Raw genomic sequence first — 15346 nt, forward strand, 5'->3', positions numbered from 1 at the left:
GGCCCGCAGGCCGAAAGCACCAGGACCGCCCCCGCACACACGACCGGGAACCGCAGAGAATCCGAAGAGGTGCCGAACCCACGGACCGTGTCGCCATTCATCGTTCTCCCAGGAAGCGAAAGAACTCCCCGTTCTCCGGTTCAGCGCAATCCGAGGACACCACTGTCGCCTTCGCTGTCGGTGTAGGGAATCGCTACCGCTCCCGGCGCCACGGTACCGCGCCCGAACTCCACACTCACCCGATCATCGAAATCCGTGGAAATTTCAACTTCCTGATCCGAACCGCGAAAACGAGCGAAAACGACATCCTCCGAGACTCCCTCCACGTTCTCGACCACACGAACCATCCCTTCAGCCAAGGCCAGTGGATCCTTCTGTCCCTGCTCCGAAGGTTCGTTCACGCTGTACAGCACCTCACCAGAACGGTCCTCAACCCGATACTCGCCAATCCGCCATACCCCGAACCGCTCTCCGCCTTCGAAAGCGCCCACCACACCTGCGTCTTCGATCCAACCGTGTTCTTCCGCGCCCGGATCGACCCAGAAGCCCGTGGCCTTGTGAGCGAAGTCCACAGAAACAACCCCACCCATGTGCGCGGTCAAGCTCCGATTCCGTGAATCCACAGGATGCGAAGCCCCCGGAACCTCCAACCGCCACAGCTCCTCTCCACCGGACGCGTCCCAAGCCACCACCTCCGAAGTGAATTCTGTGTCCGTGCTGTAAAGAGGATCGTCCTCCGAGTCTTCCTCGCCCAGCTCGTAGCAGGTAACTGCGCCCAGTAGCACCTCATCCACCAAAGCGATCGAGCCCACCGCTCCGACACCTTCGCAGTCCCGAACCTCTGAACTCGACCACACCTGTTGCCCGTCACCCCAACGTCGAGCAACCACTTCTGACTCCTCGCGAGGGAACCAGAGTTCGTGTTCCGGACTGATGTTCCCCAGAGATGACCAGGTCCACCGCTCGGCACTACCGCCACCGCTATTCGACTCCCGGCCAGTCAGATCGAAGGCATCCTCCCGCGCGCTCTCTCCTGTAGCCGCATCCAATACGTGTATTCGGGAACCTCCAGCGTGTTCAGGATCCGGTTCCTGGACCACCACGTAACCACCGTCGGAAGTGACCGACCCGAGCACTCTTCCGTTCCCGGGGCGGTACTCCCACCGCACCTCACCAGTGTCACCATCCAGGGCCGTCACACCTTCTCCATCAAGGACTACGAGGCCGCTAACCACCGGCAACACATCCAACGAATCCAGATCGGACCCGGCCCCCCATTCCCAAGCCACCTCGCTCACAGAAACGGGGTATTCCAGATCCGGCGCAGGCTCTGAGGTCATGCTTTCAGAGCCTCCAATTGAGCACCCCGCCAGTAGAAAACTCAGGGCAGCCAAGGATGACCCGACCCTCATCCCAAACCATAATATTGACTCTTTCACGCAAAACACCAGAATCTCAAAAACATTATCCCGACAGCGATCAGATCTACACATTCAACCAAGAAGACGAATGACCATTGAAGGTATCCATATAGAAAGTAATCGCCTCCCAGGTCGTCTGGTCACCATTGGGCCACGGCTCATTTTTGATATCTCCATACAATTCAATCAGGACCCCATCGTTATGTTCATTACTCCAATCATCATGATTCATAGGAATAAAGAGATCACCCCCCTCGCTTTGCACAATTCCACCCCAGTCATCATTTTCGGAAACATATTCGATCCATTCCGAATTCCGCTCTGAATGGTTGGCAATCGCAAATTCTATCAATTTTGTAACATGAGTCGAACCACTGGCCGTTGGGTCCTTCAGGTCATCAGCACCCGGCGTTGCAAGCCCTTCCTTGGCAACAATTTTTGCCATTTCAACAATCGTCGATTGTACACCAAGATCAGAGGCCGCTCCACTAATCACGTCAACAGCGCTCCCGCTTACCTTGTCCACGTAATTTGCGTAGTCATTATGCGCTTCTACACGACCGTCAGACTCTCTCCTCAGGGCCTCATCCACAAGCCCTTGCAGACTGCCTGACATGACGATTCTTCTGTCCTCCCGTTCGCCCTCATTAGTTGCATAGAACTCCATTTCACTTGCCGTATTCCGCAGAACATGCTCATACACCTCCGCAGCCACGGTCTCATCACCAAGCATCAGCTGAGTGAAGGCCATCCGTCCGGCAGGAGAGAGGTCCGGGCGGTCATGGTCAGCGTTCCAACCTGACTCATAATTCTCTGACTCAATCTCATCAGTATGAGCAAAGGCATTTTCATACATGTAAAATATTTCTGAAAAACTTTCAGCAATATGTGGATTTAGATGTCCCGCCGAAACATTTTCCCAGGTAAATTCATTCCCATTTCCGTCCTCCCCTTCCACGCTTTCTCCGGTAGCAAAAACTTTTTCCTGGAAATCTTCATCAGCAAGTATGTCCGTCAGAGCTGCAAGAGCCTTGCCGCGGTTTTTTTCTTGAACGCCATGTTCACTTTCGGAAGAACCAGAGATCCAATCGGTCACCCTGCTGGCAGCCTCGCCGTCGTCCGGCCAGTTATGGGTGTAGATATTTTCCAGAAAAGTCTCCGGAGTGATGTCCTCATGTTTCTCATGGTGCTCGTAATCGTTTCCCCCGAAATCCTCTCCAGTCAACATGATGTGGTTGGCCTCGGGGTTACGAGCAGCCACTGCGAGGATGTCCTGATAAGTACTTTCGTCAGGCTCACGTTCAAGGACGTCCACATAGTCGACGTTGCTCGATGTTGTTGCCAGAAGACTGGTCGAGAACTCCGTTCCGCCTTTTATGCCTGGACCGGAGGAGCCGAGAAAATCAGCAAGCGTAGTAAAGTCGTAAGCCCAGACGCCATAGTCGCTCAAGAATTGACGAAAATCTCCGCCATTCTTGTTCCCCTCTGGGTTCAACTCCGGCGGCCCTAGCGCGGCTTCCTGAACATCTTCGGGAAGCAGGTCCATGCCGCCACCGACGGCCTCATTGGAAAGAGCCAAGGTCCCGTTGGACAGGCTTCGTTTGATCTCCTCACGAAGCGAGTCACTGATATGTTCACTAACTTCGATATTTTCCACGAATTCTAGGAATCCGCCATCCCCGATCTCTTCGATCTCTTCATGGATGGTCTCGAGGAATGCGATCTCGCCGTCGCTGAGTTTTTCGCCATTTCTCTCAGCAGTGTTAGCCCTGAGAGCGACGTTGGTAATAAGTGCGAGAAGCTCAGGGTTGTCTTCCAGGGCTTCGAGGCTCCCCCCGTGACCCAGGGCCCCGGAGTTCTCGCGTTTTGTCGGGGAAGTAACGAACGCCGGATCTGAACCGTCCGCGAGGGTATAGCCGGGTTCTGACATGCAAAAACGGGCACGGGCCTGAAGGATCATGGAGTTGTCGAGACACCACTATCCGCAAGACTCCGTACCCGCTGTGTCATCATCTCGCGTCCAAGACGTTCTCACAACCGATCCCACCGAACCGCTCACCCCCGACCTGATGGACCACCTGGCCACCATCGACGACCCCCGCCACCCACGCGGCCTCCGATACCCCCTGACCACCCTGCTCGCCCTGTGCGTGTGCGCTCTGACCACCACCGGCCACAACACCACCACAGCCATCACCGAATGGGCTCACAACGCACCCCCACCCATCCTCCTGCGCCTGGGGCTTCCCACCTGCCCCTTCACCGGACAGATCCATATCCGGAGACGAGCGCACCCTGCGCGAGGTACTCGCCCGCCTGGACCCCACCCAACTCGCCCGGGCCGGCCTGGCCGCCCTGGACACCCGAACCGGCCCACCACCCACACCCCACAGTGCGGCCCGCACCCCCGCCGGGGCACCCGAACGCGAACACCGCCGCGCCCACCGCACCCGCCAATGCCAGATGCCACCCCCACGGCTACGCCACACCGCCTACGCCGTGGACGGCAAGACCCAGCGCGGCGCCCGCCTGCGCAAAGGCCGCTCTTCGACCTCGATCTCCTTCCACGCCGCCCGCCACCACGACGCCGCCGTGGCCGCCTGCACCCAGCTGGGCAATAAAAAGGGCGAAACCAGCGCCTTCACCGCCCTGCTCGACCAACTCCACGACACCGAGCTCCAGGGTGCGATCATCACCGCCGATGCCCTGCGCACCGTGGCCGACCACGCCACCTACCTCTTGAAACGTGGCGCCCACTACCTGATCTATGTCAAGGGCAACCGGCCCAGGCTGCACACCCAGCTGTCCGCTCTGCCCTGGCCGCAGATACCGGTGGCCCACACCCAGGGCCCCACCCACGCCCACGGACGCGAAGAACACCGGTCGGTGAAGGTCACCGCCGTGCCGGGCCTGGCCTTTCCCGGGGCGTGACAAGTAGTGCGCATAGAGCGCCACCGCCGCGAGCACGGCAAGGCCAAGGGCAGCCGCGAGGTCGTCTTCGCCGTCACCGACCTGGACGCCCACCAGGTCTCACCTGCGGAGCTGGCGGCCCACGCTCGCGGTCATTGGACGGTGGAGAACCGGGTGCACTACGTGCGGGACGTGACCTTCAGAGAGGACGCCCGGCGCACCCGCACCGGGACCGCCCCGGTGGTGTTGGGCTGTTTGACCGACATCGTCCGCCAGAGGTTGAACGCCGCGGGTTGGAAGAACACCCAGTCCGGGCGCAGAGCCCACACAGACAAGGACAGAGTTCTCGACCTGCACGGCATCAGGCGGAACCAGCCCGTATGGATCTAAACCGCGAGAACTCCGGGGCCCTGCCGACACCCCCGGCCGATCCCGACCCCCAGCTGCCAGAGGCGTTCCACTACACGCCCAACGAGGAGAAGTACGTCCTCCAGGCGGACGCCCTGCGGCACCGGCAGCTGAGGTCTGCGCTTCTGTACGGTTCCAGCCGCTACTGGCGCCGTCGGCAACGGGTGTGGCCGGCGGTGATCGGCGGTCTCATCCTCACCGCACTGGTCTGCGGGGTCATCGCCCTGGTCGGAGCCTTCGACCGGCAGCAGGAGGTCAACGAGGAGCGTGGGATCGGGCAGTTCCGGCAACCGCCGCCCCAGAGTTCCGACCTCGGGTCACCCCTGCTGCCGTACCTCCCCTGAGGCCCTGCCCCCGCCCTCCCCACCTCCACCACGAACAGGGGGTCGATCTCCCATGTCCGACTCCGCACCTGCCCCTTGGGCACCCGGGTACGACACCTCCGAACTGCTGCGGCAGGGGCGCCGCGCCCGGATCGTGCGCGCCACCCGCACCACCAGCGGGGCCGACGTCGTGCTCAAGGTCCTGTCCGCCGAAGCGGGACGCGCCGAGCTCGACCAGCTGCGCGGACTCAGCGGTGCGCCCGGGGTCGTCCCCCTTCTGGACGCCGGGACCACCGCCCAGGGCGACATGTTCGTGGTGCTTCCGTTCTACGCCGACGGCTCCTTCGCCGACATGCTCGCCCGGATGGGCCCAGCACCGCTCCAGGAGGCCGCGGCGGTCGCCCGCAGTGTCGCGGGCGCGCTGGGGACCCTGCACGCCCGCGGGTTGACACACAACGACGTCACCCCGGGCAACGTACTGCGCGCGGGCCGCACCCCGGTACTGACGGGGTTCGGTGCGGTGCGTCCGACAGGTGAGGCGCTGCCTCCTCCGGCCGCGGCGGCCGAGGTCTTCCTGCACGCGCCCCCGGAGGCCCTGCGCGGGGAACCGCGCGGACCCGCCTCGGACGTCTACCAACTCGCCTCCACCATCTGGACGATGCTGGTGGGCCACGCCCCCTTCGCCTCCACCGACGGGACGCCCTTCGACCCGAACGCCTACGCGGAGCGGGTGCTCGACGAAGCTCCGCGTCCGGTCCCCCGGCAGGACGTGTCGCGGAAGCTGCGGGGCGTCCTCAACCGGGCCCTGGCCAAGCAGCCTGAGGAGCGGTACCCGAACGCTGCGACGTTCAGCGCCGCCTTCGAACAGGCGAGGACCTCGCGCCCGGCGACGACGATCTCCGGGGCGACCGGGGGCAACCCCGCGCTGACTGGCGCCCAACGGCCGCCGACCGGTCCGCAGGGCCCTCTCACGGAGCCTCCGCAGCCACCAACCGAGCCCCGGAGGCCTTCTGCGGAACCGCCACGGGCTCGGACCGGTCCCCAGCAGCCTCCCACCGGCTCCCAGAGGCCGCCTTCGGGCCCCCAGCGACCGGTGAGTGGTCCGCAGCGACCACCGACAGGGCCGCAGAGCCCGTCCTCCGGCTCACCCGTGCCCGCCGACCAGGGCGCCGATTCGTGGTTCCCGCCCACTCCGTCCGAGACTCCCCAGCTCCGATTGGAGAACGCGGGGCGCCTCCGGCCGCCGAACCTTGCTCTGCCCACCCCGGAGGAACGCGAACGGCACGGTGCCGTGCCCGACGAGACCCCCAACAGCACAGCGGACATCATGATGGCCCGGCTCCGAGGCGAGGAGATCTCCCCGCTCCGCGCCTGGTCCCGGTTGAAGGGCTGGACCGGTGGTGCCGAGGACTCCTACCTCCCCGCTGACGAACCGGTGGAGAGTCACGGTGACACGCCGGAGTGGGGGCCGCTCCACCGGTCGGAACCCGGAGAGCCCCGGTGGCGCCGACACCTGCACATCGGGGTGACGGTCTGCGGGATTCTCCTGGTCACCGCTACCTCCAGCGTGTTCGCGGCGACGAGCGCCTCGGAGCCGGTGGTCGCCGCCGCCGAGGACGAGGAGGCCGAGGCCGAGACCGAGAAGGCCCCGGAGGAGACCGGACCCGAGCCCGTGGCCGAGCCCTCCCCCCTCCCGGAGGTCGACCCGCCCTCGCAGGTCGCTCTGGAGGACACTCTCAGCGCGGTCACACTCACCTGGACCGACCACACCGGCGGTACCGGGTCGTACTTCGTGCTGGGCGGGCGACAGGGCCATGATCCGGCGACCCTGGCGCGGACCGGGCCAGGGGCGGTGACCGCGCAGGTTCCCACCGAGAACACCGTCGCCGAGTACTGCTTCACGGTAATCGCGGTCGACGGCGGTTCCGCGCCCGCCGCCGAGGTGTGCACGACGCGTGCGGCGGATCGAGCAGAGGCCGAGCGCCTGGCCGAGGAGGAGGCCGCCGAAGAGGCTGCAGAGGAAGAGGAGGCGGACCCTGATCCCTCGCCGTCCCCCTCGCCCGCCACCGATGACTGAGCTCCGCCGCCGGTCCGGAAGCTACTGCCGGATACCGTGAGGAAGCGGGAGAACCGTGACGCCCCGGCGGTGATCCCACACTCTGGAAACCCTCTGGCACCACTCGTCCGTCCTCTCCCCGATCCCCCGAAAGGCGAACCATGCGGCGCTCCCTCGCCTTGGCCTCGGCCCTGTGCCTGTTGGCCGTCACGGCGTGTGACTCCCCCTCGGGCTCCTCCGACGGGGCACCGGAGACCGTCGACGAGCTCAGCGAGGAAGGCCTGGTCGGACTGGCCCTGGTCCACCGCGGGTTCGAGGGGGGCGACCCGGAGACCGAGCAGGCACTGGTCTTCCACGACCCCGGGACCGGGGCGCCCGTGCAGCGGATCGACCTTCCGGACGGGTCCCTGGACCCGATGGCGTCCGCGGTTCCGGTGCACCGGCAGTTCTCCGAGGACTGGCAGTACTTCGCCTTCGTGACCGCCGAACCCAACGCCGTGCACCTGGCGGTCCTCACCGATCCCTCAGGGGGCCGAGCAGAGCGGCGGGTCCGGGGAGTCCGCGGGCGAGGAGACCGAGGGGTTCTTCTACCAGCCGGTCGAAACGGTCGCCGCCACACAGGACCGGACCCTGTCCGAACCGGTGATCCACGGCGACCGCCTCTGGTATGCCTCCGTACCGGCAGCGGGGCAGCCGCCCCAGGTCATGTCCGTCCCGTTGGAGGCTCCCGCGGGCACCCCCAACCAGGAGGGCACTCTGTCCCTGGGTGAGGGGCAGCGGCCCAGCGACTGGACGCTCACCCCGGACGGCGCCCTGCACATCCGCAACAGTGTGCCCACCGAGCAGGTGGTCGGCGGCGAGGGCAACCTGGTGGTCCGGTCGACCAGCGGCAGTGTCGTCAACGCCACCCTCAACACCGGCGGGGAGCAGTGGCAGACCTTCGACGACGCCCCCGTGTGGGGCGGCGGCACCACGCTCCTGCGCCCCGACGGTGTCGGGGAGGACGGTCCGAAGGGCGCCTACCTGCTGGAGGTGGGCGAACAGGGCCACACGGCGACCCGGATCCTGGAGGACGAGGCCAGCCCGGTCGTGCAGTACGCGCCCGCGCCGGAGCGGGACGCGCTCCTGCTCCAGACCGAGGAGGAGTGGTTCCGGGTCGGGTTGGCGGACGGTGAGGTGACGGAGACCGAGGAGGCGTTCCCGCGTTTCCACGACGCCTCCATGGACGGCTGGCCCCTGGTTGTCCGGTGGGCCCAGGAGCCGCCCACCGACCCGAGTGCGGAACCGGACGGGGAGCCGTCCCAGAGCTCCGGCCCCGGTTCCGGCTCCTGAACCGCTCCGCCTCCCCGGTGACAGCCCGTGGTGTGACGAAGGACGTACCGCTTTCCACAGCGCTCGGATAGCCTCGGCTGGTTTCGGCCGCACTGTTGTTCGGAGGGCGCGCGTTGTCCGGGGTCATCGTCGGGTTCGGAGTCATCGCCAGCGTCGTCGTCATCGGCTACATGCTCGGACGGATTCCGCTGCTCGGCCCGGAGGCCAGGGAGGTCCTGAGCAGGCTGGCGTTCTACGTGGCCAGTCCCGCCCTGCTGTTCACGATCCTCGCGCGCACCGATCTGTCCATCCTGGTCTCCGGCCGGGTCCTGGTGAGCGTCCTGAGCGTGGTGGCCGTCGCTCTGGTCTTCCTCACCGCCGGGATCCTCCGGCGGTGGGGCGTGGGACGCACGACCGTGGGCATGCTGGGGTCCTCGTACGTCAACGCGGGCAACCTCGGCATCCCCATCTCGGTTTACGTACTCGGTGACGCCACCCTGGTCGCTCCGGTCCTGCTCTTCCAGCTGCTCGTGCTCGCCCCAGTCTCGCTGACCGTGCTGGACCTGAACAATGGCGGGGTACGCGGCTTCGGGCCGGTGCTGCGCCGGTCGCTGGGCACCCCCGTGCGCAACCCCGTGGTGATCGCGTCCGTCGCCGGGGTCGCGGTCTCCGCCTCCGGCTGGGTGCCGCCCGCACCGCTCATGGAACCGTTCGAACTGGTCGGCGGTATGGCGGTTCCGGCGATGCTGCTGGCCTTCGGGATCTCCCTGCACGGCAGTTCCGTTCCGGGGCGCGGCGGTCCCGACCAGGTTCCGGTGCTGCTCGCCGTGGCCCTGAAGTCCGCGGGCCAGCCGTTGGCGGCCTGGGCCCTGGGCTCACTGGTGTTCGGGCTGGCGGGCGCGGACCTGTTCTCGGTGGTGGTCCTGGCCGCCCTGCCCACCGCGCAGAACGTGTTCAACTACGCCACCCAGTACCGAACCGGCGAGACCCTGGTCCGCGAGGTGGTCCTGCTGACGACTCTCCTCACCGTCCCGGCGCTGTTCGCCATCACCTTCCTGCTGGGTTGAGTCCGCGGGCCCGCGTGTGCCGGGCCCCGCCGCGGGGTGCGGCGGGGCCCGGGGAGAGCCGGAAAGCCCGGGGAGGACCGGTCCGGTCGGTCCGTCAGTCGGCGAAGACCACGCCCTCGATCTCACCGAAGGGTCCGGCTCGCAGCGTCATCTCCTCCACCTCGGCGGGCGGGGCGGCGAACACCGCGATGAGCTGGTACTCGTTGCCCGGCTGCATCTCGTGGACCTCCGCGGCGAACCCGGCGTAGCTCTGCCCGCCGAAGTTCACCAGGGTCACGTAACGGACCAGGTCGGTATCGGGCTCCAGCAGCTGGAAGCCGCCCAGGGCGCCCTGACTGAACTCGGTGGGCCCGCCCGGGGAGAGGGCCTCCCCGCCGCCCATGTCGGGCAGGACCGGCTCGTCCCCGGTGTTGGTGAGGGTCACGGTGCTGATGGCGTAGGCGCCGTCGCGGCGCAGCGGGTGCACGTCGAGTCGGACGTCGCCGTCGGTCTCGGTGGCGACGACCTCGGCGGTGTCGTCCTCGACGTACGGCGCGGGCGGGAACACGTGCCGTTCGCTGGAGCCGAGCAGGCCGTCCTCGCGACCGTTGGTGGATCCGCCCCGGTCCGTGCGGTCCACCAGGTAGGAGAACTCCACGCGCCGGTTGCGCGCCCGCGCCTCCTCCGGGTTCGGGCCGTCCTCCTGGGCTACGGGTTCGCCGGCACCCCGGCCCTCGACGGAGAGGGTGAGGTCGCCGCCGAGTTCCTCCGCCAGGATGTCGCGAACGGTTTCGGCTCGCTCCTCGGACAGGGTCTGGTTGTAGTCGTCGGTCCCCCTGCCGTCGGTGTGCCCGATGACGGTGACCTCGGGCTTGTCCGGGTCGATGTTGCGGTCCAGGGAGGCCGCGGCCTCCCGGACGATCTCCTCGGCCTCGGAGGTGAGTTCGGCGGAGTCGAAGTCGAACATCACGTCGGACTTCAGGGCGACCGTCTCGGTGTCCCCGTCGCGGGTGGTGGAGGCGACGTCGGAGTCGACGAAGCTCTCCATCTCACCGATCCGCTCCTGCCAACCGGGTTCGGGGCGGCGGTTCTCGAACTCGACGGTCTCCCCCTCCTCGGGGTTGCCGTAGCGCAGTTCCGCGCCGTTGGGGTCCTCGGGATCGGGCCGTTCCTCCTCCGCGTCCACGACGGGGATGCCGGTCATGGCGCCCAGCCCGCTGCCGACGAAGGTGACCTGGTTGACCTCGTCGGGCAGGCGCGGGTAGTAGCGCCGGTACTGGTTGGTGGCCCCCACCGTGACGGGGTAGAGCTCGCCGCCGGGCCGGGGCGAGACGGAGCCGTAGAGGTCGCCGTCCTCGTCGCGGAGTTCGGTGAAGGCCCGCCCGCTGACCGGGTCGATGAGGGTGCGCGGCATGGACAGGTTCCGGTTGGTGCCCTCGAACACGTCCACGTAGGTGTTCTCGTAGTGGAGGACGGTGTACTCGTCGGTGCGCTCCAGCCCGGTGATGGCGAAGCGCAGGGTGGAGTCCTGGCCGGTGTCCTGGAAGATCGGCCCCTCTCGGGTGTAGGGGAACTCGGGTTCGACCTCCGGTCGGGGGTCCTCCTCGGTCACCTCCTCCGCCTCGACCTCTTCGGTCCCGGGGGTCTGCGGCTCCGGGTCGGCTCGGAGGTCCCGGATGACGCCGCAGCCCGACAGGGCCAGTGCGGCGGCGGTGGCGGCTGCGGCCAGGGCCAGCGGGCGTCCCGCTGCGGTGGGCTGTCGTACTGGCATGGGGGGGTACTCCCTGTCTCGTTTCTCCAACACCAGCTAAGACTCCAGCAACAATGTGTTGGTTCTTTTGGATGTGGAGTTTTCCGAGATACTTCGGCGGATCGGCCCCTCAGGGGTTCGCACCCGTACCGGGAGCGCAGGGCCGCCGGCGTCCCGACGCCGGGACGCCAGGAGCACCGGAGCCGACGCGTACGGAGCCTCCGGCAGGGGGCACGGAGCCCGGGCGGGCCCCGGGAAAGCCTGGCGTAAAAGGTTGGTCATGGCCGGGTAGCGGGAACACTCATCCCCAGGGCCCGCCCCCCACCCCCTTGGGGGACGGGCCCGTCCACGTGAGGGGCGCCGCCCGGGAGCCGGCGGAGAACCCCCCGGGGACCGGCGGCCGGCACCGCTCACGAGCAGGAGCCGGTGCGGGTACCCGCGCAGAAGGGGCCGGTGCGACCGAATCCGGGTCGCACCGGCCCCGTGTTCCTCCCGGGCCCGGCCCCGTGCAGGGCCGGGCCGGGGACTTTCGGAGGCTAGCCCCAGGCCAGAGCGGTCAGCTCCGGGTCCTCCAGGGCGGTGCCGATGTCGCGCAGCACCTTCGATCCCAGCTCACCGTCGACCAGCCGGTGGTCGAAGGACAACGACAGGGTCGTCACCTTCCGGATCTTCAGCTCGCCCTTGTGGACCCACGGCATGTCGCGGATCTGCCCGAAGGCGAGGATGGCGGCCTCACCCGGGTTGATGATCGGCGTACCCGCGTCCACGCCGAAAACGCCGACGTTGGTGACGGTGATGGTTCCGCCGGACATGTCGGCCGGGCTGGTCCTGCCCGACCGCGCCGTCTCGGTCAGGGCCTTCAGGGACGCCGCCAGCTCCGGAAGGGTCTGGGAGTCGGCGTCCTTGATGTTGGGCACCACCAGGCCGCGTTCGGTGGCGGCCGCGATCCCCAGGTTCACGTAGTTCTTGACCACGATCTCCTGGTTCTCCTCGTCCCAGGAGGCGTTGACCTCCGGGTGGCGGCGGACCGCCATGAGCAGGGCCTTGGCCACCAGCAGGAGCGGCGACACCTTGACGTCGGCGAAGTCGGGGCGCTCGCGCAGGCGGGCCACGGCCTTCATCGTCCTGGTGACGTCCACCTGGAGGAACTCGGTGACGTGCGGGGCGGTGAACGCGCTGTTCACCATGGCCGCGGCGGTGTGCTTGCGCACGCCCTTGACCGGTACGCGCACCTCACGGGCGGTGCGGTCCGGTGCGGGCGCGGCCTCCGGCGCCGCGGCGGCCGGGCTCGGCGCCTGCTCGACCCCGGCAGCGGCGTGCACGTCCTCGCGGGTCACGATCCCACCCTTGCCGGTGGGTGTGACCGTCGCCAGGTCCACCCCGAGGTCCTTGGCGAGCTTGCGCACCGGCGGCTTGGCCAGCGGACGGCCCGAGGCGGCTTCGGGGCCCGCGGGGGCCGCCATGACGCCGGGGGTGTTCGCGGGCGCGGGCTCGGTGAGCTTGGGCGGTGGTGCGGACACCGGGCCCGAGGGGGCCGGTCGGCGGCGGGCGCGGCGCTGGGTGGAGGTCGCCTTCTCGCCGTAGCCCACGAGGGGCTTCTCCCGCTCCTCGGTCTCCTCGGCACCGCCTGCGGCGGCCCCGTCCGTGGCGTCCCCGCCACCGGAGCCGCCGGTGCCGTCGTCCACGGTGATGATGGCCGAACCGACCTCCACCGTCTCACCCTCGGCGGCCAGCAGCTCCCTGACCGTGCCCGCGAACGGGCAGGGCAGTTCGACCACGGCCTTGGCGGTCTCGATCTCACAGATCATCTGACCGTCCGCGACGGTGTCGCCCGGTTTGACGTACCAGGTGAGGAGCTCGGCCTCGACCAGCCCCTCACCGACGTCGGGCAGCTTGAACGTCTGCACGCCGTCGACCGCGGGCGTGCTCTTGTGAATCGCCATGTCTTGCGGTTCCCCGATCTAGTACGCGAACGCCCGGTCGACCCCGTCCAGGACGCGGTCCAGGTCCGGCAGGTAGTGCTCCTCCAGCCTGGACTGCGGGTACGGGGTGTCGAACGCGGCCACGCGGATGACCGGCGACTCCAGGTGGTAGAAGCACTCCTCGGTGACCCGGGCCGCGATCTCCGCGCCGGGGCCGCCGGTGAGGGTGGCCTCGTGCGCCACGACGAGACGGCCGGTGCGCTTCACCGACTCGGTGATGGTGGGGTAGTCGACCGGCGAGAGCGAGCGCACGTCGATGACCTCGATGGAGTGGTCGGTGTCGGCCTCGGCCGCCTGGAGGGCGGTCTTGATCATCGGACCGTAGGCCAGCAGCGTGCAGTCGGTGCCGGGCCGCGCGATCCGGGCCGCGCCCATCGGGGTGACCTCGGCGAGGGAGGTCCCGGTGTCGACCTCGGCCTTCTCGTAGTAGCGCCGCTTGGGCTCCAGGAAGATGACCGGGTCGTCGGAGCGGACGGCCTGCTGGATCATCCAGTAGGCGTCCTCCGGGTTGGCCACGGTGACCACGCGCAGCCCGGCGGTGTGCTGGAAGTAGGCCTCGGGGGACTCGCTGTGGTGCTCCACCGCGCCGATGCCGCCGCCGTAGGGGATGCGCATGACGATGGGCATGCTGAGCTTGCCCGCCGAACGGCGGCGCATCTTGGCGAGCTGGGTGAAGGTCTGGTTGGCGGCGGGGAAGAAGAACCCGTCGAACTGGATCTCCACCACGGGCCGGTAGCCGCGCATGGCCATGCCGATGGCGGTGCCGACGATGCCGGACTCCGCGAGGGGGGTATCGATGACCCGGTCCGCGCCGAAGTCCTTGTACAGGCCGTCGGTGACCCGGAAGACGCCGCCGAGCTTGCCGACGTCCTCGCCCATCATCAGGACCTTGGGGTCGTGTTCCATGGCGGCGCGCAGGCCCGCGTTGATGGCCTTGCCGATAGTGAGGTTGGTTCCCATGGCCTAGCGGCCCCCTTCCGCGCCGGCGCTCTCGAAGGAGGCCAGGTAGTCGGCGAACTCGGACCGCTGCTGGTCGATGTGGACGTTGGGGTCGGCGTAGACCTCGTGGAAGATCTCCAGCGGCTCGGGGTCGGGCATGGACCGGCACTGGGTGCGGACCTGCTCGCCGACCCTGTCGGCCTCCTCGTCGATCTGCGCGAAGAAGGCCTCGTCGGCGAGGCCGTTCTGCTCCAGGTAGCGGCGGACCCGCAGGATCGGGTCCTTGGCCTTCCACTCGTCGAGCTCGCCCGCGTCACGGTAGCGCGTGGGGTCGTCGTTGGTGGTGTGGGCGCCCATCCGGTAGGTGAACGCCTCCACCAGTGTGGGGCCGTTGCCGGTCCGCGCGTTGTCGAGGGCGGCGCGGGAGACCGCGAGGCAGGCGAGGACGTCGTTGCCGTCCACGCGCACGCCGGGGAAGCCGAACCCGGCGGCGCGCCGGTAGATCGGTACACGGGTCTGGCGGTCCAGCGACTCGGAGATCGCCCACTGGTTGTTCTGGCAGAAGAAGACCACGGGAGCGTTGTTCACCGAGGCGAAGTTGAACGCCTCGTTGGTGTCGCCCTGGCTGGTGGCCCCGTCGCCGAAGTAGGAGATGACGGCGGTGCCGTCCTCGCCGACGGCGCCGTCGCGCTGGATGCCCATGGCGTAGCCGGTGGCGTGCAGCGCCTGGCTGCCGATGACGATCGTGTAGAGGTGGAAGCCGTGTTCGTGCGGGTCCCAGCCCCCGTTGGTGACCCCGCGGAACATGCCGAGCAGTTCCTTGGGTTCGATACCGCGGCACCAGGCGACGCCGTGCTCGCGGTAGGAGGGAAAGGCCATGTCGTCTTCGCGGAGCGCGCGGGCGGAGCCGATCTGCGCCGCTTCCTGGCCCAGGAGCGAGGCCCACAGGCCCAGCTCGCCCTGGCGCTGCAGCGAGACGGCCTCACTGTCGACCCGGCGGACCAGGACCAGGTCCCGGTAGAGAGCGCGGATTTCCTCCGCGTTGATGTCCAGGGGGTAGTCGGGGTGCTGTGTGAGCTCCCCTTCGGGTGTCAGGAGCTGGATGAGCTCCGGTTCCTCGTGCGCGGCGGTTTCCGACACGTCGCTCCTCGGGTTCTCGGGGCCGACTTCGCGTGGGTGAACGCTGATCGACCGTTTAAC

12 protein-coding genes and 2 pseudogenes are annotated in these 15346 nt (G+C 67.6%); 7 read left to right on the top strand and 7 right to left on the bottom strand.

The window, feature by feature from the left end; all coding sequences use genetic code 11:
- Positions 1-140: 140 nt before the first annotated feature.
- The 3 genes and pseudogenes from ACUKCB_RS19890 to ACUKCB_RS19900 all read right to left on the bottom strand — a co-directional run bounded on the left by ACUKCB_RS19890 (position 141) and on the right by ACUKCB_RS19900 (position 3381).
- Positions 141-812: a hypothetical protein gene (locus tag ACUKCB_RS19890; RefSeq protein WP_473041164.1), complete on the bottom strand. Its 672-nt coding sequence runs from the start codon at positions 810-812 to the stop codon at positions 141-143.
- Between the two features lie 45 nt (positions 813-857).
- A pseudogene (locus tag ACUKCB_RS19895) lies at positions 858-1493 on the bottom strand (hypothetical protein); the annotation flags it as partial.
- Positions 1486-3381, bottom strand: coding sequence for a TPR repeat domain-containing protein (locus tag ACUKCB_RS19900; RefSeq protein WP_473037110.1), 1896 nt, complete (start codon positions 3379-3381; stop codon positions 1486-1488). The pseudogene ACUKCB_RS19895 and the gene ACUKCB_RS19900, both read right to left, overlap by 8 nt.
- Before the next feature lie 109 nt (positions 3382-3490).
- Here ACUKCB_RS19900 and ACUKCB_RS19905 point away from each other — a divergent pair.
- The 7 genes and pseudogenes from ACUKCB_RS19905 to ACUKCB_RS19935 form a co-directional block, all read left to right on the top strand.
- A pseudogene (locus ACUKCB_RS19905) lies at positions 3491-3655 on the top strand (transposase family protein); the annotation flags it as partial.
- Positions 3656-3884: 229 nt separating this feature from the next.
- Positions 3885-4352 (top strand): ISAs1 family transposase, encoded by a 468-nt coding sequence (locus ACUKCB_RS19910; RefSeq protein ID WP_473041165.1) that lies wholly within the window; start codon positions 3885-3887, stop codon positions 4350-4352.
- 6 nt (positions 4353-4358) lie between these two features.
- Positions 4359-4721: a transposase gene (locus ACUKCB_RS19915; RefSeq protein WP_473037111.1), complete on the top strand. Its 363-nt coding sequence runs from the start codon at positions 4359-4361 to the stop codon at positions 4719-4721.
- The gene (locus tag ACUKCB_RS19920) at positions 4712-5083 is read left to right on the top strand and encodes a hypothetical protein (protein ID WP_473037112.1); all 372 of its coding nucleotides are present in this window, start codon (positions 4712-4714) and stop codon (positions 5081-5083) included. The genes ACUKCB_RS19915 and ACUKCB_RS19920 overlap by 10 nt, the downstream gene beginning before the upstream one ends.
- A 52-nt stretch (positions 5084-5135) precedes the next feature.
- A complete protein-coding gene (locus ACUKCB_RS19925; RefSeq protein ID WP_473037113.1) occupies positions 5136-7139 on the top strand; it encodes a serine/threonine protein kinase in 2004 nt (667 codons plus the stop codon).
- Positions 7140-7760: 621 nt separating this feature from the next.
- On the top strand, positions 7761-8450 hold the full coding sequence (locus ACUKCB_RS19930; protein ID WP_473037114.1) for a hypothetical protein: 690 nt from the start codon (positions 7761-7763) through the stop codon (positions 8448-8450).
- A gap of 113 nt (positions 8451-8563) precedes the next feature.
- Positions 8564-9496, top strand: coding sequence for an AEC family transporter (locus tag ACUKCB_RS19935; protein WP_473037115.1), 933 nt, complete (start codon positions 8564-8566; stop codon positions 9494-9496).
- Between the two features lie 94 nt (positions 9497-9590).
- Here ACUKCB_RS19935 and ACUKCB_RS19940 read toward each other — a convergent pair whose 3' ends face one another.
- The 4 genes from ACUKCB_RS19940 to pdhA form a co-directional block, all read right to left on the bottom strand.
- On the bottom strand, positions 9591-11246 hold the full coding sequence (locus ACUKCB_RS19940; RefSeq protein WP_473037116.1) for an OmpA family protein: 1656 nt from the start codon (positions 11244-11246) through the stop codon (positions 9591-9593).
- A 515-nt stretch (positions 11247-11761) separates the two neighbouring features.
- A complete protein-coding gene (locus ACUKCB_RS19945) occupies positions 11762-13168 on the bottom strand; it encodes a dihydrolipoamide acetyltransferase family protein (protein WP_473037117.1) in 1407 nt (468 codons plus the stop codon).
- Positions 13169-13186: 18 nt separating this feature from the next.
- Positions 13187-14167, bottom strand: coding sequence for an alpha-ketoacid dehydrogenase subunit beta (locus ACUKCB_RS19950; RefSeq protein ID WP_473037118.1), 981 nt, complete (start codon positions 14165-14167; stop codon positions 13187-13189).
- Between the two features lie 3 nt (positions 14168-14170).
- Entirely contained in the window at positions 14171-15286 is a 1116-nt protein-coding gene (gene pdhA, locus ACUKCB_RS19955; protein WP_473037120.1) for a pyruvate dehydrogenase (acetyl-transferring) E1 component subunit alpha, read from the bottom strand.
- Between the last annotated feature and the right edge of the window lie 60 nt (positions 15287-15346).

The organism is Nocardiopsis moroccensis, assembly GCF_055763695.1.